The following is a 25,442-nucleotide window of genomic DNA, read 5'->3' as shown; positions in this document are numbered from 1 at the left end:
TTCGGCTCGCCGACCATCTTCCTCGACCGCACCGATATGTATTTCGGCAACGACCGCCTGCCGCTGGTCCGCGAAGCGCTGCAGCGCCGAAGAGCGAGCGCTGCCTGATGCCGAAGGCGGTCGTCTGCCGCGAACTTGGTCCGCCCGAGCGTTTGCTGCTCGAATCCTTTGCCCCGGCGCCATTGACGCGCGGCCAGGTGCGAGTGGCTATCCATGCCGCCGGGATCAACTTTCCCGATATATTGATGGTGGCCGGCGACTATCAGCTCAAGCCCGAGCTGCCATTCACGCCTGGGGTGGAAGCATCAGGCGAAGTGCTGGAGGTCGACGATGCGGTTGATGGCGTCACCATCGGCGACCGCGTCATCGTCAGGATGCGGCACGGGGCCTATGCCGAGCAGGCCGTGGTCGCATCGTCGCAACTGACGCCGTTGCCCTCGGCCTTCGACTATGCCGAGGGGGCGACCTTTCTCGCCGCCCATGGCACGGCCTATCACGCGCTGATCGATCGCGGCACGCTGCGTCAGGGCGAAGTGCTGCTGGTGCATGGCGCCGGCGGCGGCGTCGGCCTTGCCGCGGTCGAAATCGGCAAAATGCTCGGCGCAACCGTGATCGCGGCGGCGTCCTCGGAGGACAAGCTTGCGGCGGCGCAGGCACGGGGCGCCGATCATCTTGTGCTGTACGGACGCGAGCCGTTCCGCGACGCGGTCAAGCGTATTACCGATGGCCGCGGCGCCGATGTGGTGTTCGATCCCGTCGGCGGCGAAGTTTTTGAAAACAGCCTGCGCTGCATCGCCTGGGGCGCACGCATCCTCGTGATCGGCTTCACCGGCGGCATTGGGCTTGCACGCACCAATCTGCTGCTGATCAAGGGGGCGAGCGTGCTCGGGGTCCGCGCCGGCGAGGCTGTCAGGAGAAATCCGGCGGCGGGCGAGGTTCGGATCAAGGCGCTGACAGAGTGGGCGGAGGCGGGCAAAATCCGCCCCTACATCTCGCACCGTCTGCCGCTGCGGGACTATGCGCAGGCGATGCGGTTGTTGACCGACCGCAAGGCCATCGGCCGGGTGGCGCTGATGATGAGGCCGTGAGACGAGCGAAGGTGGGCCACGTTGCCTAATGCTTCACTCATACTTCCGCTCATCCCACCACGGGAAATAATCCGGCATATCCGACGAAACCTTGTCCTTGAACTCGGCCGGACGCTTCTCCAGAAACGACACTACGCCTTCTTTGACATCCGCGGAGCGGCCGCGGGCGTAGATGCCGCGGCTGTCGATCTTGTGCGCCTCCATCGGATCGTCGGCGCCAAGCATGCGCCACATCATCTGCCGGATCAGCGCCACCGAAACCGGTGCGGTCTTCGCGGCGATTTCGCGAGCGAGCGCGCGCGCGGTCGGCAGCAATTCATCCGGCGGCACCACCTTGCTGACGAGGCGGCCGGCCAGCGCTTCCTGCGCCGGAAACACCCGCCCGGTGTAGCACCACTCCAGCGCCTGGGAGATGCCGACGATGCGCGGCAGGAACCAGCTCGACGCCGCCTCCGGCACGATGCCGCGCTGGGAAAAGACAAAACCGAAACGCGCGGCTTCGGAGGCGATGCGGATATCCATGGCGAGCTGCATGGTGACGCCGATGCCGACCGCCGGGCCGTTCACCGCCGCGATCACGGGTTTTAAGCACCTGAAGATGCGCAGCGTCACCTGGCCGCCGCCGTCGCGCACATTGGGATCGCTGTAATCGACCTTGCCGTCGGCCAGCCGCTTTACCGGGCCGCGCCGCGCGTCGCGATCGAAGGTGTCGGCGCCGGAAGAAAGGTCGGCGCCGGCACAGAAGCCGCGCCCGGCGCCGGTGACGATGATGGCTCGGATCGTGTCGTCCCTGTCGGCCTGGTCGAAAGCATCGATCAATTCCTGCTGCATGGCGCCGTTGAAGGCATTGAGCTTGTCGGGCCGGTTCAGCGTGATGGTGAGGATCTGCTCGTCGATCTCATATTTGATCGTCTGGTAAGCCATCGGATGGTTCCTCGCTGTCGTTTATTTGTTGGTTGGGCGTCATCGTCGTCAATCAGCTCCGTCATGCCCTTGCTTGTCACAGCGCAGACGTGGATGGCCGGGACGAGCCCGGCCTTGACGGCGCCATGACGGCATGGAGCATCAGGCCGTCAGTTCGGCGGCGCCGGCCATGGCCGTTGCGCACCGCGCAGGGTCTCGAACGCCTTGGCCATGCCGAGCACGCCGAGATCGTCGAAGCGGCGACCGACGATCTGTACGCCGATCGGAAAGCCTACGGCACTGAAGCCGCCGTTGATCGAGGCGGCCGGATTTTCCGACATGTTCCACGGCACGGTGTAGCCGATATGCTCGAACGGTTTTTCAGGATCGTTGATCGGAGCGGCGAATTCGGCGGCGAAATTCACCACCGGCGATACCGGCGAGATCACATAATCGAGTTCGGCGAACAATTGTGCGGCTGCCGACCGAATCGCCATGGTGGCATTGAAACCCCTGATCACATCGACGCCGGACAGTCTGGCGCCGGCCTGCGCCCATTTCAAGATATAGGGCAGCGCCTTGTTACGCTCGGCCGAGCCCAGCCTGGCAAGATCGTCCCACATCCGCGCCCGCCAGAAATTGTCGAGCCCATCGAGCATTTCGTGGGTCAGCAGGCCCGGCACTTCAGCGACAACGGCGCCCGCTGCATCGAACGCACGGGCGGCTTTCACCGCGATGTCGCGCACCTCAGGCTCCAGCGCCTGCCCGGTCCCGGCGTCCAGCATCAGGCCGAGGCGCAATCTGCGCAAAGGTTTATCGAGCGCCTTCCAGTCGATGTCTTCAGGCGGCAGGCTCATGCCGTCGCGGCAATCGGGCAGCGACAGCACGCTCATCATCAGGGCCGCATCGTCGACCGTGCGGGTCATCGGTCCGGCAACGCGGCCGACATAGGAAGGGTCGATCGGTATCCGCCCCAGGCTCGGTTTCAACGCGACGAGGCCGCACCAGCAGGCCGGCAGCCGCACCGAGCCGCCGATATCGGTGCCGAGATGCAACGGGCCGTAACCGGCAGCAGCGGCGGCCCCGGCGCCGGAACTGGAGCCGCCGGGATTTTTGCTGAGATCCCAGGGATTGCGGGTGAGGGGATGGAAGCTCGAGAGGCCCGAAGACAGCATGCCGTAATCCGGCATGGTGGTCTTGGAAAAAATCACCGCGCCGGCTTCGCGCAAGCGCGCCGCCGGCGGCGCATCGGCCAGGGCCGGTACCAGCTTCGTGGTGGCCGCGCCCAGCGGCACCGGCACGCCCCGGGTGGCGATGTTTTCCTTGATCGTTGCCGGCACGCCATCGAGCGGACCGATCGGCGCGCTTTTGTGCCAGCGTTCGGTCGATGCCGCGGCGACGGCGCGCGCGCCGTCGGGATCGAACGCGTACAGCGCCTTGATGTGGGGCTCCCACGCCGCGATATGCGCCAGTACGTCATCGAGCACTTCGGAGGGGGAAAATTGCCGGGCGCGAAAGCCGGCGATCAACCCGACGGCGCTGAGATCGTGCAGCGACGTCGCGGTTTGCGATGCCGGTTTATGCATGGGCGGCAACCGGCAACCGGGTTTCGACGATGCGCGCGAACATGCTGGCGCCGATCGGAAGAATTTTGTCATCGAGGACATAACCGGGATTGTGCACCGGCACCGAGCCGTCGTGACCGATCCAGAAATAGGCGCCGGGCACCGCGTGCAGCATGTCGGCGAAATCCTCGCTGCCCATCTTCGGCTGCGACCGGGTCAAGACCTTGGCGGGATCGACCACCGTGCGCGCGACCTCCGCGACCACCCTGGACTGCTCCTCCTGGTTGACCAGCACGCTGAAAATATCGCGGATATCGACTTCGATCTCGACCCCGAAGGCGCTGGCAATGCCGGCGCAGATCGCGCGCATCCGCTCGCGGATCAGCGTCCGCACCTCATCGGAAAAGGCACGCACGGTGCCGCAGAGTTTGGCCTCGCCGGGGATCACGTTGTAGGCAGAGCCGGCGTGAAACTGCGTGATCGACACCACCGCCGATTTCAGCGGATCGACATTGCGGCTGACGATGGTCTGCAGCGCCTGTCCAAGCGTCATCGCAATCACGACGGCATCCTTCGACCTCTCCGGCATCGCGCCGTGCGCGCCATAGCCGTTGACCACGATGTCGAAAAAGTCGGCGCCGGCCATGGCCGGCCCCGGCAGGATCGCCAGTTCGCCATGGTTCAGATCGGGCGCGTTGTGCAACCCGTAGAGCTCGTCGCAGGGGAATCTCTCGAACAGTCCGTCCTTGATCATGGCGCGCGCGCCGCCGAGGCCTTCTTCCGCCGGCTGGAAGATGAAATGCACGGTGCCGTCGAAATTCCGGGTCTCCGCGAGGTAGCGCGCGGTGCCGAGCAGCATGGTGGTATGGCCGTCATGGCCGCAGCCGTGAAAGCGGCCGGGAATGGTCGAACGCCATTTCAGATTGGTGTTCTCTTCCATCGGCAGCGCATCCATGTCGGCGCGCAGCCCGATGCGCTTGTTACCTTCGCCTTTGCCTCGGAGCACGCCGACCACGCCGGTGCCACCAAGGCCGCGGTGAACCTCGATCCCCCATTGCGTCAGCTTCTCGGCGACAATTCCGGAGGTGCGGACTTCCTCGAAGCCGATTTCGGGATGGGCGTGCAGATCCCGGCGGATCGCGGTGAGTTCCTCGGCATAGGCTTCGATGCGGTCGATATTGGGCATGCGTTATCCGTTTGAGCCTGACTTGTTTTCGGGGACGAAGGCGGGGCCGTTCGGCTTGATGCGGATGCCCGGACGCAGCCGAGTCCACGGCAATGCGGCGGTGTCGACCGGCATCGCGCCGGGCGCGGCGCAGATCAGCAGCCGTTCGGCGATCGGTTCGAAATCGGCGCGGAAATGCACCGAGCTCTTGTTGACGAGGATGGACTGTTCCGTCGGCTCGATGCCGACATAGCGATACATAGACTGATCTGCGAGCTGCGCCTTGTGCGAGCCCACGACCACCCTGATATCGCCGATCCGCAAGGCTGCCGACAGCCCCATATCCATATCGCGGCCGCCAAAATATGGGCCGGGCGCGACGAATTTTCCATCGGAAAGTTGTTCGACGACGAAGCTTCCAGTGTATGGCGCGTCGCCCGCTATGCCCGACTTGCCGCCGAGCGCCAGCGTGACGATGGCGCCAACGCCCGCTTCATGCGCGGCCTTTGCCGCGGCCGGATCGTTGATCACGCCGATCGCCGCTTTGGTCGCGTTGTTGCGGATCAGCGCACGCAGCATGCCCGTGGTGTCGGAATCGCTCCCGGCGCCGGGATTATCCTGGCTGTCGGCAATGACAACCGGTTTGCTCGCGCGGGTTGCCAGTTGCATCGCCAGGCGCACGCCCTCGTCGGGCGCGTAAATGCGGCCGTCGAAGTCGCTTTCATGGCTCGTGACCAGGGCGGCGATGGTGTCGGCCGCCGCATCGGCGTCGGCCTGTGTCCTGCCATAGGCGACGACACTCGGCCCGCAGCCGGGAAAATCCGTCGCCGGGAACCCCGGTGCGAAAGACAGCGTCGGCACGGCGTCGCTCTGAAGCGCCTTAAGCTTCTGGTAGATGCTCCGGCAGGGCTCGTCGCTGGTACACTGCCAACTGATCGGAATCAGGAACGGCAATTCGCGGAATGCCTTTGCGAATTTTTGTTTCGTTCTGAGCAGCAACGCCAGGTGTTTTGCCGCCGCACGACCGGTATCTGCCATGTCGACATGCGGGTAGGTGCGATAGACGATCAGCGCGTCCGCGTACGCGACCATCTCGGGGGTGATATTGGCGTGCAGGTCGAGGCTGACCACGAGCGGCAGGTCCTTGCCGATGACCTCGCGCACCCGCTTCAGGACTTCGCCTTCGCCGTCGTCGATATGCTCCGCGACCATGGCGCCGTGCAGATCAAGATAGACGGCGTCGAGTTGCCCCGCCGCCCCGATGCCCTCGACCAGTGCGGTGAGGATACGCTCGAACGCATCCCTGGTGACGTGGGCCGATGGACTGGCGCCGCAGGCGAGGATCGGCACCATCTCCCAACCGATTGCTTCGGCCTGTTCGACGAAACCGGAAAGCCCGACATTGATATTGCGCATGACCTTGAGCACGTCGGCGCCCTGCGCCATCGCCGGCCAGCCGCCACCATGAACGAAGTCGGCATAGGTCGCCTTCGTCGGTGCGAACGTATTGGTCTCGTGCAGGAATCCTCCAACGGCGATACGGGTCATGGTCTCAAACTATCAGGAGGCGGCAACGTTCTCAACCGGCCGGAAATGCGCAAAATCCCAATGCCGTCCGGGGGCGGCATCCAGCAGCTGCCTGGTATAGGCTTGTTGCGGATTTATCAGGACCTGCGCCGCCGGGCCCTGTTCGACGATGCGGCCATGCTGCATCACAGCAACGTCATCGCAGATTTGCGCCGCGACGCGAAGATCGTGGGTGATGAACAATAACGCAATACCTAGCCGGGTCTGAATTTCGTCGAGCAGCTCGAGAACCTGTGCCTGCACCGAGACATCCAGCGCCGAGACCGCTTCGTCCGCCACCAGGACATCGGGGTCGAGCGCCAGCGCCCGCGCAATGGCGATGCGCTGGCGCTGGCCGCCGGAGAACTGGTGTGGATAACGCGAGATGGCATCGACCGGCAGGTCGACCAGTTCGAGCAGCTCACGCGCCTTGGCCAAGGCGTCGGCGCGCCGCATGCCGTAGTTGATCGGCCCCTCGGCGATGGTTTCGCCAATGGATATGCGTGGGTTGAGCGAACGGTAGGGATCCTGGAAAATGATCTGGATGCGCTTGCGGTGCGGTTGCAGCATCCGGCGCGAAAGCTCCGAGATTTCGCGCCCCGCAAGGCGGATGCCGCCGGAGGTCGGATCGATAAGGCGGACGATGCAGCGCGCCACCGTCGATTTGCCGGAGCCGCTCTCGCCGACGATGCCGAGCGTGCGGCCCTTGCGCAGGGTGAGCGTGACATCTTTAGCCGCGGCCACTTCGCGGATGCGGCCGAAGAAAGAGCGCTCGCGATAGATCTTGCCGAGCTCGTTGGCCTCCAGCACCACGGGTTCGTTGCTATCGGCGCGCGGCGTGCGCGGCACCAGGCTGGGGACCGCCGAGAGCAGCTTGCGGGTATACTCCATGGCCGGCCGGCGAAGCACGGTGTCCAGTGTCCCGGTTTCGACCAGTCTTCCCCCGCGCATCACCGCGACGCGGTCGGCGATCTCGGCGACCACGCCCATGTCATGGGTGATGAACAGAACGGCGGTGTCATGATCCCGTTGCAGCTCGCGGATCAGCGTCAGGATCTGCTTCTGGGTGGTGACATCAAGCGCGGTGGTGGGTTCATCGGCGATCAAAAGCTTCGGTTCCAGCACCAGCGCCATCGCGATCATGATGCGCTGGCGCTGGCCGCCCGACAGCCGATGCGGATAGGAGGCGAAGATGCGCTCGATCTCGGGTAGCCGCACCTGCTCCATCATGGCCAGGATGCGCTGGCGCCGGGCGCGCGCATCGAGGTCGGTATGGACGCGCAGCACCTCGTCGATCTGGCGGCCGACCGGGACAACCGGATTGAGCGCCGTCATCGGCTCCTGAAAGATCATCGCCATGGTGGTGGCGCGCAGCTGCCGCAGGCGGCGGTCGCTGGCGGTGAGAAGTTCTTCGCCGACCAGTTTGACGCTGCCGCCGGAGGGAACCAGCGAGCCCTTTTGCAACAGTCCCATCACGCTCAGCGCTGTGACGGATTTTCCCGATCCGCTTTCCCCGACCAGGCAAAGCGTCTCGCGCTGGCGCACGCAAAACGAGATGCCGTCGATGACCCGCTCAGGGTCAGGCTTGTTGCCGAGGCCGACCACCAGATTTTCAATATCGAGGATGACATTTGAACTCACTTGCCGCCCTCCCGCTGCTTCATGCGGGGATCGAGTGCGTCGCGCGCGGCGTCGCCGATCAGATTGACGCTGAGGATCGTGATCGACAGCAGCAGGCCCGGCCAGAAGATCAACGACGGCTTTATCTGAAAATAGGCCCGGCCTTCCGCCATGATATTGCCCCAGGTCGGGATCTCCGGGCTGATGCCGGCGCCGAGGAACGACAGGATTGCTTCGGTGAGAATGGCGTTCGCGCAGACGAACGTGCCTTGCACGATCAGCGGCGCAATGGTGTTCGGCAGCAAATGCCGCCACATGATCTTGGGCAGGCTGGAGCCGACGGAAATGGCGGCTTCCACATAAGGCTCCTCGCGCGCCGCGAGCACGACCGAGCGCACCAGCCGCGCCACCCGCGGGATTTCGGGAATGGTGATGGCGATCAGGACCGTCGCCAGGCTGGCGCCCGACAGCGAGACCACGGCAATGGCCAGCAAAATGCTGGGGATAGCCATCAGCCCGTCCATCACCCGCATCATGATGGCGTCGATCCATCTGAAGAAACCCGAGACCAGACCGATGGCAAGCCCGGCGCCGATGCTGACGACCGCCGCGCCGAGGCCGATCAACAGCGAAATCCGCCCGCCGTAAAGTATGCGTGACAGCACGTCGCGGCCATAACCGTCGGTGCCGAGCAGGAACTGGGCGCTTGCGGGCTTGAGCCGCTGCGCCGGCGCCAGCAGCAGCGGATCGTGCGGCGACAGCCATGGCGCCAGGATCGCGACAGCAATCACCAGCGCAAGGCAGATCGTGGCCGTGGTGATGATCGGTGTGGCCGTCAGAAATCCGAGCTGCGGACGCAACGGCGTGGTGACCGGGATTGAAGGTTTGGGAAGGGTTTCGATCGCCATCGGTCAGCGTGCTCTCAGTAACGGATTCTGGGATCGAGCACGGTGTAGGCGACGTCGATCAAAAGATTGACGGTGACGTAGATCAGCGAGGTCAGAAGGATCATGGCCTGGATCACCGGATAGTCGCGCGCCAGCACGGCATCGACCGTGAGCCGGCCGATGCCGGGCAGGTTGAACACGCTCTCGGTGACGACGACACCCGATATCAGCAGCGCAAAGCCGGTACCGATCACGGTGATGACGGGGACCGCGGCATTGCGCAGCGCGTGCCGCAGCAGCACGGCGCTTTCGCTGATGCCCTTGGCGCGCGCCGTGCGCACATAGTCCTCGCCGAGCACATCCAGCATCGCCGCGCGGGTCATGCGCGCGATCAATGCGACATAGATGAAGGATAGCGTGCAGGTCGGCAGGATGATGCGTTCGAGAAACGGCCCGAGGCCGGCGCTGATGCTTTTGAAACCCTGCACCGGCAACCAGCGCAGGTCGATGGCGAAAATCTGAATCAGCACATAGCCGATCACGAACACCGGAACCGAGAAGCCGACCACCGACAATCCCATCACGAAGCGGTCGATCCAGGTGCCGTGCTTCCACGCCGCGATCACGCCGAGCGGCACCGCGATCAGGATGGCGAGGATAATGGTCGAAATCGCGATCGAGATCGACGGTTCGACGCGCTGGCCGATCATTTGCAGGACCGGCACATTCGAGATCAGCGACACGCCGAGATCGCCGTGTAGCAGCTTGCCGACCCAGGTGAAGAACTGGGTGTAAAGCGGTTCGTTCAATCCAAGCGAGGCGCGGATGCGTTCGAGCTGCTCAGGCGTCGCATTGTCGCCGGCCAGAATGGCGGCGGGATCGCCGGGGGTCAGCCGCAGCAGCAGAAACACGAACAGCGCCACCACGCCCATCACGGGAATGGCGGCAAGTACGCGGCGGATCAGATACCCGAGCATCAGTGGTAACCCAGCATGAGGTCATAGCTCCCTTCCCCCCACGCGCATCGCGCGTGGTGGGGAGGGGTCGGGGGTGGGGGGTGGCGCGGCGTTCACCGAAGCAGCGGTTCCTGCCGAGGGACCCCCACCCCCGACCCCTCCCCGCCGCTTGGCAGCCGCTTGGCGGGGGGAGGGGAGAACCAGATCCGATTCACTAGTTCTGACGGCTGGCCTATCAGTGCCGCGGCAATCCGTCACGATGCCAGTTTCCATCTCTGCCGACCCTATGTAAAATTCAATTCAGCAAGTCCCGTGCCATCAAGGAGCCTATCGCCAGGCGCCTCACTCCAGCGTTGCCAGCAGGCCGGCCATCAGGCGCCCTCGCTCGGCGAGGCTGTCGACTTCGATGTGCTCGTTCAGGGTATGCGCATCGGCGCCACGGACACCCAGCCCATCGAGCGTCGGAATTCCCATCGCGCCGGTGAAATTGCCGTCGGAGCCGCCGCCGGCGCTGCCGTGGGAAAGCTCAAGGCCGATCTGGCTGGCCACGCCGCGCGCCTTCTCATAGAGCGCCATGGTTCCGGCGCCCGGCTCCCACACCGGCCGCGTCACGCCGCGCGTGACTTTGAACGTCACGTCATTGGCGGTTCCGGTGAGCGCCAGCATCCGCTCGACGCCGAAATCGAGATCGGCCTGGCGCTTGGCCATGCTCAGAGCTTCGCCCGAACAGGTGGTGGCGACGCAATTGACCCATTGGCCGCCATGCACGATGCCGACGCTGAAGGTGCAATCTTCGCTCGTCATGCCGTCAATGGCGATGATCTGGCGCGCCATCTCGCGGATCGCCGAACGGCCCGACGACAGCGTGGCGCCGGCGTGGCTCGGCTTGCCGATGGCCTCCAGATTGAAACGCGCGATGGCGTAACGACCGGTGACGACGCCGTTGTTGGGCCGGCCCGGCTCCGGCACCAGCACGTATTTGTTGCGCGCGGCCTCGGCTTCGATGACGTCGCGCGTCGATGGGGTGCCGACTTCTTCGTCCGGGGTGAACAAAACCGTGATCGGCAGCGGCGTCGTGAACGACGCGCGATCAAGCTGTCGGATCGCTTCCAGCGTCAGGTAATTGCCGCCTTTCATGTCGAAGATGCCGGGGCCGAAACATTTGTTGCCCTCGCGCCGCCATTTGAGTTTTTCCAGCGTGCCCAGGGGATGCACGGTATCGAGATGGCCGGCGATCAGGATTCCGGGCTCACCTTGCCTCGGATGCGGAAAGCGCGCGCGGACGCAGCCGGCAAATCCCTGGCGGCCGGCGATACGTTCGATCGCGGCCCCCATGATCGCCATGTCGCGTGCGGCGATGTCGAGCATGCGTTCGACGGCGCTTGCATCAAAGGTCGGGCTTTCACATTCCACCCAGCCGCGCAGTCCCTGCAGCATCGTCTCGCAGTCGAAGGGGAGGTTGGCGGGGTTCATGGCGATGCTTTCCGATTTTCGGACGGGACCGAACGGCGCAACGGAGCGACGCGACGCTTACGAGAGTGATTGGCGGCCCGTTTGTAAAGTGAAACATGAGCGACATCAGCGGATCGTGCGCGTGCATTCGCAGCAGACCTCGGTGAGAAACCCGATTGACGCGCTTGCGCACTTGGTGCAACTGTCAAATATCTTGGAGTTACAGTGTGTTAGTGCGCCCAAATAACGGACTGCATGCATAACGAATGATCGGCCGTTGACCGGTTTCACGTCAGGAGACGATCCAAATGTTGCATATCTCGCGCTGGAAACCACCTGTGGTAGCAGCAAGGCTCGTGCTGTCGGCGCTTGCGCTCTCGGCGATGCTTGCCGTGTGCTCCCCGGTGCAGGCCAAGACCATCCATGCGGTGATGCATGCGGATCTTCGTACCCCCGGCATGATGACAACCGCTTATATCGTGCGCGACTTCGGCTACATGATCTATGACACGCTGCTGGCGGAGGATGCCAACTTCAAGATCCAGCCGCAAATGGCCGAGTGGAAGGTGTCCGACGACAAGCTGACCTACACCTTCACGCTGCGCGACGGGCTTAAATGGCATGACGGCACGCCGGTCACGGCGGAAGATTGCGTGGCGTCGCTGAAGCGCTGGGGCAAGGCCGACAACATGGGCCAGAAGCTGATGGACTTCACCGCCGATCTTGCGGCAACCGATCCCAGGACCATCACGCTGAAACTGAAACAGCCCTACGGCCTGGTGCTGGAGTCGATCGGGAAGCCGTCCTCGCTGGTGCCGTTCATGATGCCGAAGCGGCTGGCCGAAACGCCGCCCGGCAAACCTGTTCCGGAACTGATCGGATCCGGCCCCTTCAAGTTCGTGCCGGCTGAATTCCAGCCCGGCGTCAAGGCGGTGTTCGAGAAGAACAAGGATTATGTACCGCGCAAGGAGCCGCCGAGCTGGACCTCCGGCGGCAAGGTGGTGAAGGTCGACCGGGTCGAATGGATCACGATGGCGGATGCGCAGACCGCGGTCAACGCGCTGCAGTCCGGCGATATCGATTTCATGGAAGCGCCGTCGTTCGATATTCTCCCGGTGCTGGAAGCCGACGATGATCTGAAAGTCGAAACCCTGAACAAGCTCGGCTTCCAGACCCTCGGCCGCATGAACTTCCTCCAGCCGCCCTTCGACAATCTGAAAGTTCGCCGCGCGGCGTTGCTGGCGATGAACCAGAAGGACGTGCTGGATGCGCTGGTCGGCAATCCCAAATACTACAAGATCTGTGGTGCATTCTTCATCTGCGACACGCCGCTGGCCAGCGATATCGGCGCGGAGACGCTCGTGAAAGGCAGCGGCATGGCCGAGGCGAGGAAGCTGCTCGCTGCCTCCGGCTACGACGGCACCCCGATCGTGATCATGGCGCCGACGGATGTCGTGCAGTTGAAGGCGCAACCGATCATCGCGGCGCAACTGCTGCGCGAAGCGGGCTTCAAGGTCGACGTGCAGGCTACCGACTGGGGAACCGTCATCAGCCGACGCACCAGCCAAAAGCCTGCGAATGAGGGTGGTTGGAACATGTTCTTCACCAACTGGGCCGCCGCCGACGTGATCAACCCGATTGTCAATTTTTCAATCGGCGGCCAGGGCAAGAATGGCGGCTGGTTTGGCTGGGCGGATGATCCCAGGATTGAAACGTTGAAAGATGCCTTCGCGCGCGCCTCCTCGCCTGAAGAGCAGAAGAAGATCGCCGCCGAGATCCAGAAGGAAGCCTATGACCAGGTGATCTATATCCCGCTCGGGCAATTTCTGGCGCCGAGCGTCTGGCGGAAGTCGCTCACCGGCGTGCTCGACGGCCCGGCGACACCGATCTTCTGGAATATCGACAAGTCGGAGTGAGGATGGGGAGGGCGCCGCAAGCGGGTCTGCTCCACCGCTTGACTTTTTGGGTCTTCAGGGAATCGAGTGGGTGATTTTGCGGGAGTAGCCCTGAGGCGCGGTCTGGCTTGGACAGCGTTGCGGGGGAAAGCCGTCGAAGACGGCGCGTTTCAGAATCCGACCATCACCATCTTACCCGGTGCTCGCCGCTCCCAGATGCGGGCATGAGCCCCGCTAAGATTTTCGGCGTTGATGGGACCAAGCACTTCGGCGAGCGTCGTCCTGATCTGGCCGTAGTCGATCATCTCCGACAGTCGCGTCAGCAAATCGTGCTGGGCCTCCATGTCCTCGGTCTGGAAGATCGAGCGCGTGAACATGTTCTCCCAATGCGTCGAAACGCTCTTCACCTTGACGAGCCGGAGGTCGAACGGCTCCGGATAACTCGCACCGACGTTTCTGCAATCAGCGAGGCAACCGAACCAGTGAGCGCATCGGTGCACAATGGCTGTGCTGTTTCTCATGTTGTTCTCGGCGGTTGCTGACTTGCTAGAGTGCGATGACAGCGGTTGTCGAAGTTGACAGCCGGGACCAGAGAGCCGGGTACGCGAGGACGACGAATGATCGGCGCCGCCGGGCCGCCGCGCGCGTGATTGCGCCGCCGCGCACGAGTTATGATCTCCAAATCATTACCCGCTGGAATTGAGGGAGCAATGGCAAATTCGGCTCGGCTAAACCTGCATATTCCAGAGCCAAAAGTCCGGCCGGGCGACCAGCCTGACTTCAGCTATCTGAAAATCCCAGCGGCAGGGTCGGTGCCTCGACCGGACATCGCCATCTGCGCCAAGGAAATAGGCGCATATACGGATACCCTGATCCGTGTGCTCGACGACGACGGCAACGCCGTCGGCCCGTGGGATCCGAAACTGGAGCCGGAGACGCTGCGCCGCGGGCTGCGCGTCATGATGCTCACGCGCGCTTACGACGACCGGATGTTCCGGGTCCAGCGGCAGGGCAAGACATCCTTCTACATGAAATGCACGGGCGAGGAAGCGGTTGCCGTAGCGCAGGCACTGGCGCTCGAAAATACGGACATGTGCTTTCCGACCTATCGTCAGCAAGGCCTGCTGATCACCCGCAACTGGTCGATGGTCGACATGATGTGCCAGGTCTTTTCGAACTCCCGAGACCGACTGAAGGGCCGGCAGATGCCGGTCTTCTATTCGAGCAAGGAGGCCGGGTTCTTCAGCATTTCCGGTAATCTCGGCACGCAATACTGCCAGGCGGTCGGCTGGGCGATGGCCTCCGCGCTGAAAGGCGATACGCGGATTGCGGCGGCGTGGATCGGCGACGGTGCAACCGCCGAAGGCGACTTCCACTATGCCCTGACCTTCGCGTCTGTGTATCGGGTCCCGGTCATCCTCAATATCGTCAACAACCAGTGGGCGATCTCCACGTTTCAGGGGGTCGCGGGCGGCGAGCAGGCTACCTTCGCAGCGCGTGCGCTGGGCTATGGGCTGCCGGGCTTGCGTGTGGACGGCAACGATCTGCTCGCTGTATACGCGGCGACGAAATGGGCCGCGGACCGCGCCCGGGCCAATCGCGGCGCGACGGTGATCGAACTTTTCACCTACAGGGCTTCTGCGCACTCTACGAGCGACGATCCCGCGAAATATCGGCCGGCCAAGGAAGAGGAGAAATGGCCGCTCGGCGATCCGATCGAACGGTTGAAGCAGCATCTGATCGTCCGCGGCGAATGGAGCGTGGATCGGCACAGTGCCCAAGAGAGCGAAGTGGTGGAGGAAGTGACGACGGCGGTGCGGGAGGCCGAAAGCTATGGCACCCTTGGGAGCGGACCCACCCACAGCGCCAGCACGATGTTCGAAGATATATTCAAGGAGCCGACCTGGAATCTCCGCGAACAACGACAGCAGCTGGGGGTTTGACCGATGCCCGTCATGAATATGATCCAGGCCCTGAATTCGGCCATGGACGTCATGCTGGCGCGTGATTCCAATGTCGTCATCTTCGGCGAGGATGTCGGCTATTTTGGCGGCGTGTTTCGCGCAACCGAAGGCCTGCAGAAGAAATATGGTCTTAATCGCATCTTCGATGCGCCGATCGCGGAGGGCGGCATTATGGGGGCGGCTGTCGGCATGGCCGCATATGGCTTGCGACCCGTCGTCGAGATCCAGTTCGCCGATTACATCTATCCGGCGACCGACCAGCTCGTGTCGGAGGCCGCGCGCCTTCGCTACCGTTCGGGCGGCGAATTTACCGCGCCGCTGACCGTGCGCTCGCCCTATGGCGGCGGCATTTTTGGCGGTCAGACGCATAGCCAGAGTCCCGAAGCGATCTTCACGCACGTCGCGGGGTTGAAGACGGTAATTCCGTCCAATCCCTACGATGCGAAAGGGCTGCTGATCGCGGCGATCGAGGACGACGACCCCGTCATCTTCTTCGAACCGAAGCGACTCTATAACGGACCGTTCGAAGGTTATCAGGACAAGCCTGTCGTTCCCTGGTCCAAGCATCCTCTGAGCGAAGTTCCGGCGGACCATTTTACCGTGCCGCTCGGCAAGGCGAAAATCGTGCAAGAGGGCAAGGACCTCACTGTCCTTGCCTACGGCACGATGGTCCACGTGTCGGCGGCTGCTGCGCGTGATGCCAATGTCGATGCGGAGATCATTGACCTGCGCACGCTGCTTCCGGTCGATATCGAGGCGATCGAAGCGTCGGTGAGAAAGACCGGGCGCTGCGTCATCGTGCACGAAGCAACACGCACCGGTGGATTCGGCGCTGAGCTCTCCGCGCTGGTGCAGGAGAAATGTTTCTACCATCTCGAAGCGCCGATCGCGCGCGTGACCGGTTGGGATACGCCTTATCCTCACGTGCTGGAATGGGCCTATTTCCCAGGACCGAAGCGGGTAGCCGACGCGCTGCGCGCGGCCATGGAGACTTGAGATGGGGCGCTACGTCTTCAAGTTACCAGATGTCGGCGAAGGCACCGCCGAGGCCGAAATCGTCGCGTGGCACATTAAGCCGGGCGACTCGATTGCGGAGGATCAGCCGATCGTAGACGTGATGACGGACAAGGCGACGGTTGAGATCCCAGCGCCGGCCGCCGGCAAAGTCCTTTCTCTCAAAGGCACGCCCGGCGAAATGCTGTCCGTCGGCTCGGCGATCCTCGTGCTCGAAGTCGAGGGTCCGGGCAATGCGGAGACCGAAGATGAGATCCTGATCCTTCAGGTGGAGGGTCCGGGAAACATCGGCGCGCCACAGCAGAAGGCATCGCCGCGGTCCGAGCCGGCGCCCGAACCTGCAGAACCGGCGCCCTCGAAAGCCGCAAGCGTAGCGACAGAGCCCGCGCGCCCCTCAGCCGAGCGAAAGCCCACCGCGCAAGGCGCATCAAAGCCGGGATTTGCAACGCGGACGCCGGGCGAGAAGCCGATCGCCTCGCCAGCTGTCCGGCGACGCGCCTTTGAGGCGGGCGTCGAACTGCAATTCGTGCCGGGCACCGGCCCCGCCGGGCGGATAAGCCAGTCCGATCTCGACGCCTATATCGCGTCCGGCGGCAGCCTTGGAAAGATCGTGGCCGCCGGGCTCCCGAAGAAACCCGGGACGGAAGACATCAAGGTCATCGGCCTTCGCCGGACCATCGCGATGCGGATGCAGGACGCGAAGCGCCGCATCCCGCATTTCTCCTATATCGAGGAAGTCGATGTGACCGAACTCGAGGAGCTGCGCGCAAAAGTCAACGTGAAGTGGGGAAAGGCGCGGGGTAAGTTGACCCTACTGCCCTTCCTCGCGAAGGCGATGATCAACGCGCTGGCGGACTATCCGCAGATCAACGCCCGCTTCCATGACGACGATGGTTTCGTACGCCGCTATGAGGGCGTGCATCTCGGCATCGCCACTCAGACATCGGCCGGCCTCGTCGTGCCCGTCATCCGGCACGCTGAGGCGCTGACCCTATGGGAATGCGCAACCGAGATCGCCCGGCTTGCGGCGGCGGCGCGTGAAGGCAAGGCGACGCGCGATGAATTGTCAGGCTCGACGATCAGCATTACAAGTCTCGGCGTCCTGGGTGGTGTCGCGACGACGCCGGTGATCAATTATCCTGAGGTCGCAATCGTCGGCGTCAACAAGATACTGGAACGCCCCATGGTAAGGGACGACAAGATCGTGATCCGCAAGATGATGAACCTGTCGTCGTCGTTCGACCATCGTGTCGTGGACGGCTGGCACGCCGCCGAATTCGTGCAGCAGATCCGCGCCCAGCTCGAAACACCGGCGATGCTTTTCGTGGACTGAACCATGACCAACGAAATCAGGACAAGGGTTCTTGTCGTCGGCAGCGGGCCGGGCGGCTACGTGGCGGCGATCCGCGCGGGGCAACTCGGCCTCGACACGACGATCGTCGAGAATGAACGACTCGGCGGGACCTGTCTCATCCGCGGTTGCATCCCGTCGAAAGCGCTGATCCACGTTGCCGGCAAATTCGAAGGGATGCGGCATGCGGTTGACGGCAGTCCGCTCGGCATCCGCCTTGGTGAGCCGCCGATCCTCGATCTGCCCAAGACAATCGCGTGGAAGGAGACGATCGTCGACAAGCTCAACAGCGGCGTCGGCGCGCTGCTCAAGCGCGTCAAGGTGAGGGTCGTGCAAGGTTGGGCTACTTTCTCGGATGCAAAGACCTGCGTCGTCAGCGGCAACGGCGGTCCGGTGACGATCACCGCCGAACACGTGATCCTGGCAAACGGCTCCGAGCCGGTTGAACTGCCGACGTTGCCGTTCGGCGGCACGGTGCTCTCTTCGACCGAAGCGCTGTCGCTTCAGGAAATTCCGGAACAGTTTGTCGTAGTGGGGGCCGGTTATATTGGGCTCGAACTCGGGATCGCCTTCCGCAAGATGGGTTCGAACGTCACGGTGGTCGAAGCGCTGGACCGTATCCTACCGCTGTATGACGAGCAGCTCACCGATCCCGTTCGCAAATGGCTCGACCGCAACGGCGTCGCTCTTCATCTGGGCGCGAAGGCGAAAGGACTGACCGGCGAGGCCAATCGCAGGAACCTGCAGGTCGAGTTGAAGGATAGTCAAAGGCTCGACATTCCGGCCGACAGGATCCTCGTCACCGTCGGCCGCCGGCCGAGGACCAAAGGCTGGGGTCTTGAGAAAATGGCGGTGGATATGAAGGGACCCTTCGTCAAGGTTGACGATCAGTGCAAGACGTCCGTCAAGAACGTCTGGGCCATCGGCGATCTCGTCGGAGAGCCGATGCTCGCGCACAAGGCGTCGGCGCAGGCCGAGATGGTAGCCGAGATCATTGCCGGCAAGCCGCGGCGATTCAAGCCGGCGACCATCCCGGCCGTGTGTTTTACCGAGCCCGAGATCGTCACGGCCGGCCTGCTGCCGGCCGAAGCGAAGGCGGCCGGCATAGATGCAATCACCGGACTCTTCCCGCTTTCAGCGAACGGTCGGGCGCTGTCGATGGAAGGCGGCAACGAAGGCGGTTTCATCCGAATCGTCGCGCGCCGCGACAATCATCGCGTACTGGGCGTGCAGGCGGTTGGTACCCACGTGTCCGAACTCTCCGGCGAGTTCGTCCATGCGATCGAGATGGGCGCGGTACTCGAGGACGTTGCCGGCACAATTCATGTTCATCCGACGTTGACCGAAGCCTTCCACGAATCCGCCCTGCGGGCATTGGGCCATGCGATCCATATCTGACGCGCCACTGGTTGGGACCTGACGATGCGCAACCCATCACCACCATCGAGGAACTTCGGGTGCTACACGCTCTCCACCAAGTGTGTGCTCGATCAAGGACCCGCATAGGGTGCAGTATCGCAACTTGAACACAGACTTGCAGACCTCTTGACCGGACAAACCGCCATGAACTTCGACCTTAATGAAGACCAGACTGCGTTCCAGGATGCGGCGCGCAGCTTCATGGAAGCGGAGCTTCTTCCGCACGCGGCGCAGTGGGACGAAGAGCACATTTTTCCCATCGATGCTTTGCGCAAGGCCGCCGAGCCGCCTACATCTCCATCCACAATATGGCCTCGTGGATGATCGACGCCTTTGCCAACGAGGATGTGCGTCACCGTTATCTGCCGAAGCTTACCACGATGGAGCACTTCGGCAGTTACTGTCTGACCGAACCGGGAGCGGGTTCCGACGCCGCCTCGCTTCGCACGCGCGCCGAACGCGAAGGCGACCATTACGTCCTGAACGGCACCAAGGCGTTCATCTCTGGCGGTGGCGCCAGCGACGTCTACGTCTGCATGGTTCGAACGGGAGGGCCGGGCCCGAGCGGCATTTCGTGCATCGTCGTCGAAAAAGGCACGCCCGGCCTCTCCTTTGGCAAGCAGGAGAAGAAGCTGGGATGGAACAGCCAGCCGACCGCCGCGGTGATTTTCGACAATTGCCGCGTGCCGATTGGCAATCTCGTCGGCAACGAGGGCGACGGCTTCAAGATCGCGATGAAGGCGCTCGATGGTGGGCGCATCAATATCGGTGCTTGCTCGCTCGGCGGCGCGCGAGCGTGTCTTGAAGCGGCCAAGACGTATCTTGGAGTACGCAAGCAATTTGGAAAAACGCTGTCGGAGTTCCAGGCGCTGCAGTTCCGCATAGCCGACATGGCAACCGAACTCGAGGCTGCCCGGCTGATGGTCCGGCGCGCTGCGGTTTCGCTTGACCAGCGCAGTCCTGACGCGACGATCCATTGCGCAATGGCAAAACGGTTCGCGACCGACGCCTGTTTCAAGATCTGCAACGAGGCGCTGCAACTTCACGGCGGGTACGGCTACACCAAGGAATATCCGATCGAGCGCTATCTCCGTGACCTGCGTGTCCATCAGATTCTCGAAGGGACCAACGAGATCATGCGGGTCGTCATCGCACGCCGCCTGCTCGCATCCTAGGGGAACGCAATGATTGGCTTTTCTGTTTAGGATGTTGGCCAAGACGAAAATCGGATCGGATCGGCGGACCATCAAAGTCTGCGACGGGAGCGTATAATGACCAATTCACAGGATTCCTCCAAGCCGCCGCTTGCGACGTCGCCCTTGGAGGCCGGCCGTCAATGGCTCGAACTGGCGGCCAAGGCGCAAAAGGTTTTCCTGGATCAGATCAAACCGGACGCGGTGCCGCCGCCCTTCATGCCACAGGACGTCGCGCACGCCTTCTCGGAAATGGTCGCCAACTTGATGCGGGATCCCTCGAAACTCGCCAAGGCCCAGGCCGATCTGTGGCAGGGTCACGCGGCGCTTTGGCAAGACATTTTGACCGGGCGTTCTCGTCCCGAGGAAGACCAGCCAGCCTCTACCAAGGACCGGCGCTTCAAGGACGAGGAGTGGGATAAGAACCTCGCCTTCAATACACTCAAGCGCAATTATCTGATCGGCGCCGAATGGTTGCGTAAACTGGTGGGCGACCAGAAGGACTTGCCGCGGCCGACGCAAAAGAAGCTCGAGTTCTTCACCGAAAGGTTCATCGACGCCGTGTCACCGACGAATTTTGCGGCGACGAACCCCACCGTGCTGCGAAAGACATTCGAGACCGGGGGGGCCAACCTGGTCAAGGGATTCTCGAATCTCCTCGATGATATCGCGGCAGACGCCGGCCACGTCCGGCGCACCGATCCCAATGTCTTCGAAGTCGGCGTCAATCTCGCCACGACGAAAGGAGGCGTGGTTCTCCGCACCGACATGATGGAGCTGATCCAGTACGAGCCGAGCACCGAACAGGTCCAGAACACACCGCTTCTGTTGGTGCCGCCATGGGTCAACAAATATTATCTGTTCGATCTGCAAAAAAAGACCAGTTTCATCAAATGGGCCGTTGACCAGGGTTACACGGTATTCGCGATTTCCTGGGTCAATCCGGATGCGCGTCACGCCGAAAAGGATTTCGAGAACTATTGGCTTGAGGGACCATACGCCGCGTTGCAGGCGATCGAAAAAATCACGGGTCAACGCAGTTCCCACATCGTATCCTATTGCCTGGGCGGCACACTGACGGCTTCTGGCTTGGCCCATCTGACCGCAATCGGCGAGGCTGACCGCGTCAAAACCGCAACGATGATCGCAGCGATGACCGATTTCGCGGAATTTGGCGATTTCGAAGCATTCGTGACCGAAGAGCAGATCAAGACGCTGGAAGAACACCTCAAGTACAAGGGCTATGTCGATAGCGCGGACCTGACGCGTCTCTTTGCGCTGCTGCGCGCTAACGATCTGATCTGGTCGTCGGGCATCAGCAGCTATCTGCTTGCTGAAGATGCCGTCGCCTCGGATCTTCTTTATTGGTTCGCTGACGGCATCGGCATGCCGGCCAAGATGTTGCGGACATTCATGCGCAGCATCATCCTCAACAACAGCCTCACGAAGCCGGGCGCCATCGCGATAGGCGGTGTCCCGATCGATATAAACGATATCCGTACGCCGCTATTTTTCGTGTCGCTGCGCGACGACCACGTTGCTGGCTGGCAGGACACCTATCGCGGATTCTCGGCGGATCCGGCCACAATGCGGGCACCATCAACCCGCCGGCGGCGAAAAAGCATGGTTACTGGACCAATCCCGAAATGCCCGCTGACGCAGAGGACTGGTTCAGGAACGCGAAGCGCAATGAGGGCTCCTGGTGGCCCGAGTGGTCCGCGTGGCTGAAGGAACGCAGCGGCGGCGAGGCCGCAGCGCGCGCTGTCGGCGACGGCCCGCTGCCCGTTCTGGAGGCCGCGCCCGGTTCTTATGTAAGGGTGCGCCATTAGGCGGAAATCCGCAGCGGGCGCCTGCCCAAAGACCAAATCTGCAAGGCGCGGGTGGCCGCACCCCTCTAGCGTGCGCCACCATCGATAGCGACGGCTTGCACCTCATAAAGGTTCAACAGGCGGTGAAATGAAAATAGGTTCGCCTGCACGGCCGCGCTCCGATGGGTCGAAAGACGTTTCCGGAAAGAAAATCGAGCGGTTCTTCTGCACCTCGCCAAAGATGAAATCCGAGACGGTGCGCACGCGGGTCAGGTTTTTGTTGTCCTCATGCAGCAGGACATACAGGCTCCTGCGAAAATTTATCTGCGCGGGAAGAACCGGCACCAGCGCCTCGTCCCGGTAGGCGACATAGCTCGGCAGCACCGCGATTGCCTCACCCTCCTTGACCGCCTGAAGCAGGGGCAGGACGTTCGCGCTGCGGAACTGGACGGGCGGGACCAGCGCGAACTCGCTCTGATGAAAGTGCATTGCGTCGACGTCGCAGATATAGCCATCCGAAAGAATATCGGACAGCGAACGGATCGGGGGACGGCGTTCCAGGTAGTTTTGCGAAGCAAACAGGCCGGCATGATAGTTGGTCAATTTCCTTGAAATTATCCGCCCCTCGATGGGGACGGATGAACCAACAAAGATGTCGACTTCGCGTTGAGACACGCTTGAAGCGCTCGTGATGGCAAGAAGGTCGATGTGCAGCTTGGGATGTATCTTGCAAAGGGCGGCGAGACGTGCCCCAAGGAAGCAGGCGGCGAAGCAATCGGGCGCGCCAATCCGAACGACGCCTTCGACCGCGGAATCCACATCGGAAAGCTCCGCCTCGCACGCGTTGATCGAGGCCTCCACGACCTCGGCCAGGCGCCGAAGCCGGGTCCCGGCCGCGGTTGGCACAAAGCCGGTCGGTCGGTGCTCAAACAGTTTGGTGTTCAGCGCGTGCTCGAGGCGCGCAATGCGGCGGGATACCGTTGCGTGATCGACGCCCAGATGCTGGCCGGCAGCCGAAACGGTCTTGTGGCGGTACACGCCCAAAAAGAAGCGCAGATCATCCCACTCAAAGCGACGATAACGGTGTCCCACAACGGCCTCCGACCTCCCTGAAATTATACCCAGATTAATCCAGAGGAGGCCGTTAACTTCACTGCTTTTTCGACAAATCGGCGCTCTTGACCGAAGAATATTTTGTTTTTATGAGATTTTACCGAATAATGTATTCAGTCCAGCAGCGCCAGTCGACCGATGGAGATCACCCGCGCAGAGCCTTGAACGCCTGGGATCAGGCCCACAGCATAGTCGATAGCTGCCTCGAGGCTTTGCAAGGAAGGGTCGTCTTCTTCCACCATATCAGAGAGTTTATCCAGCCCAAGAGTGATGTCGGCGTTCCTGCCAGCCGGGTGGTGCTCAGATGTGATCCAATTGAAGGCAGACATGCCATTGCAATCGATCGCCTCGCTGACGGCGAGTGCGACGGGGTCGCGGGCGAGGGCGTAAAGTATGTTGCCCGGAGTCGAGAGTTGCCTGCGGCTCCGCGAGCCGCGGCTTTCGAGAGGAAAACCCGAATGGGACGAACGCCATCAGAAAAACGGTCTGCCGCGAAGAACAACCACCTCGACTTGACCGACCGCAAGATCCTGTCCGCGCTGATGCGGGATGGGCGCTTGACCAACAGCGAACTCGCCGCGAAGGTGGATCTTTCGCCATCCTCCTGCTGGACGCGCGTGAAAAGACTGGAAACAGAAAGGGCGATCGAGCGGTATGCCGCCATCATCAGTCACGCGGCGCTGGGACTGGCCAATTTTGTGTTTGTCGAAATCACCTTGGAGAAGCACGACGACAAGGTTCTCGATCGGTTCGGCGCGGCGGTTGCGCGGATGCCGGAAGTAGTAGAAGCAAATCTGGTGACCGGAGAATACGACTACTTGATCAAGGTGGCGGTGCGGGACAATGCCGACTACGAGCGATTTCTGCGGGAACGGCTCTATCGGATCGAAGGCGTGCGCCACACGCGCTCGACTTTCTCGCTGCGCGCGCTCAAATGGTCAACTTCCGTCGATCCGCTCCTGCTGGGCGAACGCTGACGGGTTCGGACAACAGGCGGCCGAAGCAGACGGGATCGACGACATCGAAGCGTGGACGGCAGTGAAGGGGGCGTACCGAAGACGTCGTCAATTCAAGCCGCGATCCGCAGATCCTGCGCGCTATTGGACGGCGGCGTGCTGCGGAATCTTTGCACAGTGCATGAGCACTTTTTGGCGTTGTGAACCCGATCGCAATGGTAAAAAACGCTACCCAAACCTCTACCAATGTGCGCTCATTCGAATTTGAGACCCTCGAACGGAACCGGGGCTTGAAGCCGGTCTGGCGGCCGGCGCGCTGGGTAGGTCCGGTGGACGATCGCAGGTGCGCGCCTCTGGCTGGCTCTGTCGGTGCGGCCCGCGTCCAACAAATGAGTGCCATGGGCCAGGGAAACAGGTTCGCGATGGACGCCAAGACCAGCATCAAGTCGAGACTACCGAGCCGTCATGTGACGGAGGGCCCGGAACGGGCGCCGCATCGCTCGTATCTCTATGCCATGGGATTGACGACCCAGCAGATCCACCAGCCATTCGTTGGCGTGGCTTCGTGCTGGAATGAGGCCGCGCCTTGCAACATTTCGTTGATGCGTCAGGCGCAGGCCGTCAAGAAGGGTGTTGCATCCGCTGGCGGCACGCCGCGCGAATTCTGCACCATCACCGTGACCGATGGTATCGCGATGGGCCATGACGGCATGCGCTCGTCATTGCCGTCGCGCGAATGCATCGCCGATTCCGTCGAACTGACCGTGCGCGGCCATGCGTACGATGCGCTCGTGGGTCTGGCTGGCTGCGACAAGTCGCTGCCGGGAATGATGATGGCGATGGTCCGGTTGAATGTACCGTCGATCTTCATCTATGGCGGCTCGATCCTTCCCGGCAATTTTCGCGGCCAGCAGGTCACGGTGCAGGACATGTTCGAGGCCGTCGGCAAGCATTCGGTCGGCGCCATGTCTGACGCCGATCTCGATGAAATTGAGCGGGTGGCTTGCCCGTCGGCCGGCGCGTGCGGCGCACAATTCACCGCGAACACCATGGCGACGGTATCGGAGGCCATTGGACTCGCGTTGCCGTATTCGGCCGGCGCACCTGCGCCGTACGAAATTCGCGATTCCTTCTGCATGACCGCCGGTGAAAAGGTCATGGAGTTGATTGCCCTTAACATCCGCCCGCGGGATATCGTCACGCGGCGCGCGCTGGAAAATGCGGCTGCCGTGGTAGCGGCTTCCGGCGGATCGACCAATGCTGCGCTGCATTTACCGGCGATCGCACATGAATGCGGGATCAAATTCGATCTTTTTGACGTCGCTGAAATATTCAAGAAGACACCCTATGTCGCGGATTTGAAGCCGGGCGGTCGGTATGTCGCCAAAGACATGTTCGAGGTCGGCGGCATACCGCTTCTGATGAAAACGTTGCTCGACAACGGCTATTTGCACGGTGACTGCTTGACGGTCACGGGCCGAACGATCGCCGAGAACCTCGAAAGCGTGAAATGGAATCCGCACCAGG

Annotated in this window: 19 protein-coding genes and 2 pseudogenes; 11 read left to right on the top strand and 10 right to left on the bottom strand. The window is 62.4% G+C overall.

Annotated features, from left to right (window positions below; all coding sequences use genetic code 11):
* Both ABSG20_RS10210 and ABSG20_RS10205 read left to right on the top strand, forming a co-directional pair.
* A pseudogene (locus ABSG20_RS10210) lies at nucleotides 1–108 on the top strand (2-hydroxychromene-2-carboxylate isomerase); the annotation flags it as partial.
* Nucleotides 108–1,088 carry an NADPH:quinone oxidoreductase family protein gene (locus ABSG20_RS10205; RefSeq protein WP_423864379.1) on the top strand — a complete coding sequence of 327 codons (981 nt, stop codon included), beginning with the start codon at nucleotides 108–110 and terminating at the stop codon, nucleotides 1,086–1,088. The pseudogene ABSG20_RS10210 and the gene ABSG20_RS10205, both read left to right, overlap by 1 nt.
* Before the next feature lie 33 nt (nucleotides 1,089–1,121).
* Here ABSG20_RS10205 and ABSG20_RS10200 read toward each other — a convergent pair whose 3' ends face one another.
* The 8 genes from ABSG20_RS10200 to ABSG20_RS10165 all read right to left on the bottom strand — a co-directional run bounded on the left by ABSG20_RS10200 (nucleotide 1,122) and on the right by ABSG20_RS10165 (nucleotide 11,223).
* A complete protein-coding gene (locus ABSG20_RS10200; RefSeq protein ID WP_423864378.1) occupies nucleotides 1,122–2,012 on the bottom strand; it encodes a crotonase/enoyl-CoA hydratase family protein in 891 nt (296 codons plus the stop codon).
* Between the two features lie 149 nt (nucleotides 2,013–2,161).
* Complete coding sequence (locus ABSG20_RS10195; RefSeq protein ID WP_423864377.1) at nucleotides 2,162–3,577, bottom strand: amidase; 1,416 nt, start codon at nucleotides 3,575–3,577, stop codon at nucleotides 2,162–2,164.
* Complete coding sequence (locus ABSG20_RS10190) at nucleotides 3,570–4,742, bottom strand: M20 aminoacylase family protein (RefSeq protein ID WP_423864376.1); 1,173 nt, start codon at nucleotides 4,740–4,742, stop codon at nucleotides 3,570–3,572. Before ABSG20_RS10190 ends, ABSG20_RS10195 begins: the two co-directional genes overlap by 8 nt.
* A 3-nt stretch (nucleotides 4,743–4,745) precedes the next feature.
* A complete protein-coding gene (locus ABSG20_RS10185; protein ID WP_423864375.1) occupies nucleotides 4,746–6,269 on the bottom strand; it encodes a M81 family metallopeptidase in 1,524 nt (507 codons plus the stop codon).
* Nucleotides 6,270–6,281: 12 nt separating this feature from the next.
* Entirely contained in the window at nucleotides 6,282–7,928 is a 1,647-nt protein-coding gene (locus ABSG20_RS10180; protein ID WP_423864374.1) for an ABC transporter ATP-binding protein, read from the bottom strand.
* Nucleotides 7,925–8,815: an ABC transporter permease gene (locus ABSG20_RS10175; protein ID WP_423864373.1), complete on the bottom strand. Its 891-nt coding sequence runs from the start codon at nucleotides 8,813–8,815 to the stop codon at nucleotides 7,925–7,927. The genes ABSG20_RS10180 and ABSG20_RS10175 overlap by 4 nt, the downstream gene beginning before the upstream one ends.
* A gap of 14 nt (nucleotides 8,816–8,829) precedes the next feature.
* Nucleotides 8,830–9,771 (bottom strand): ABC transporter permease, encoded by a 942-nt coding sequence (locus ABSG20_RS10170; protein ID WP_423864372.1) that lies wholly within the window; start codon nucleotides 9,769–9,771, stop codon nucleotides 8,830–8,832.
* Nucleotides 9,772–10,092: 321 nt separating this feature from the next.
* Complete coding sequence (locus ABSG20_RS10165) at nucleotides 10,093–11,223, bottom strand: M20/M25/M40 family metallo-hydrolase (protein WP_423864371.1); 1,131 nt, start codon at nucleotides 11,221–11,223, stop codon at nucleotides 10,093–10,095.
* Nucleotides 11,224–11,510: 287 nt separating this feature from the next.
* Here ABSG20_RS10165 and ABSG20_RS10160 point away from each other — a divergent pair, with 287 nt between their 5' ends.
* On the top strand, nucleotides 11,511–13,118 hold the full coding sequence (locus tag ABSG20_RS10160; protein WP_423864370.1) for an ABC transporter substrate-binding protein: 1,608 nt from the start codon (nucleotides 11,511–11,513) through the stop codon (nucleotides 13,116–13,118).
* 149 nt (nucleotides 13,119–13,267) lie between these two features.
* On the opposite strand, the gene ABSG20_RS10155 is transcribed toward ABSG20_RS10160, so the two are convergent.
* Nucleotides 13,268–13,618, bottom strand: coding sequence for a hypothetical protein (locus ABSG20_RS10155; protein ID WP_423864369.1), 351 nt, complete (start codon nucleotides 13,616–13,618; stop codon nucleotides 13,268–13,270).
* A 189-nt stretch (nucleotides 13,619–13,807) separates the two neighbouring features.
* Between ABSG20_RS10155 and ABSG20_RS10150 the strand changes: the two genes are divergently transcribed.
* The 6 genes and pseudogenes from ABSG20_RS10150 (at nucleotide 13,808) to ABSG20_RS10125 (ending at nucleotide 21,766) form a co-directional block, all read left to right on the top strand.
* The gene (locus ABSG20_RS10150; RefSeq protein ID WP_423864380.1) at nucleotides 13,808–15,040 is read left to right on the top strand and encodes a 3-methyl-2-oxobutanoate dehydrogenase (2-methylpropanoyl-transferring) subunit alpha; all 1,233 of its coding nucleotides are present in this window, start codon (nucleotides 13,808–13,810) and stop codon (nucleotides 15,038–15,040) included.
* Nucleotides 15,041–15,043: 3 nt separating this feature from the next.
* The gene (locus tag ABSG20_RS10145) at nucleotides 15,044–16,057 is read left to right on the top strand and encodes an alpha-ketoacid dehydrogenase subunit beta (RefSeq protein ID WP_423864368.1); all 1,014 of its coding nucleotides are present in this window, start codon (nucleotides 15,044–15,046) and stop codon (nucleotides 16,055–16,057) included.
* 1 nt (nucleotide 16,058) lies between these two features.
* Entirely contained in the window at nucleotides 16,059–17,408 is a 1,350-nt protein-coding gene (locus tag ABSG20_RS10140) for a dihydrolipoamide acetyltransferase family protein (protein WP_423864367.1), read from the top strand.
* A gap of 3 nt (nucleotides 17,409–17,411) precedes the next feature.
* On the top strand, nucleotides 17,412–18,824 hold the full coding sequence (gene lpdA / locus ABSG20_RS10135) for a dihydrolipoyl dehydrogenase (protein WP_423864366.1): 1,413 nt from the start codon (nucleotides 17,412–17,414) through the stop codon (nucleotides 18,822–18,824).
* Nucleotides 18,825–18,989: 165 nt separating this feature from the next.
* Nucleotides 18,990–20,020, top strand: a pseudogene (locus ABSG20_RS10130) (acyl-CoA dehydrogenase family protein).
* A 96-nt stretch (nucleotides 20,021–20,116) separates the two neighbouring features.
* On the top strand, nucleotides 20,117–21,766 hold the full coding sequence (locus ABSG20_RS10125) for a PHA/PHB synthase family protein (protein ID WP_423864365.1): 1,650 nt from the start codon (nucleotides 20,117–20,119) through the stop codon (nucleotides 21,764–21,766).
* A 203-nt stretch (nucleotides 21,767–21,969) separates the two neighbouring features.
* Here ABSG20_RS10125 and ABSG20_RS10120 read toward each other — a convergent pair whose 3' ends face one another.
* Complete coding sequence (locus ABSG20_RS10120; protein WP_423864364.1) at nucleotides 21,970–22,938, bottom strand: LysR family transcriptional regulator; 969 nt, start codon at nucleotides 22,936–22,938, stop codon at nucleotides 21,970–21,972.
* 128 nt (nucleotides 22,939–23,066) lie between these two features.
* On the opposite strand from ABSG20_RS10120, the gene ABSG20_RS10115 reads away from it, so the two are divergent.
* Both ABSG20_RS10115 and ABSG20_RS10110 read left to right on the top strand, forming a co-directional pair.
* On the top strand, nucleotides 23,067–23,936 hold the full coding sequence (locus ABSG20_RS10115) for an Lrp/AsnC family transcriptional regulator (protein WP_423864363.1): 870 nt from the start codon (nucleotides 23,067–23,069) through the stop codon (nucleotides 23,934–23,936).
* A gap of 401 nt (nucleotides 23,937–24,337) precedes the next feature.
* On the top strand, nucleotides 24,338–25,442 hold a 1,105-nt coding region (locus ABSG20_RS10110), incomplete at its 3' end, for a dihydroxy-acid dehydratase domain-containing protein (RefSeq protein WP_423864362.1).

The sequence above is a fragment of the Bradyrhizobium sp. genome (assembly GCF_049512235.1).
Classification (GTDB): Bacteria; Pseudomonadota; Alphaproteobacteria; order Rhizobiales; family Xanthobacteraceae; genus Bradyrhizobium.
The sequence above is the reverse complement of the archived record's forward strand: the minus strand, read 5'-3'. Positions and strand labels throughout refer to the sequence as shown.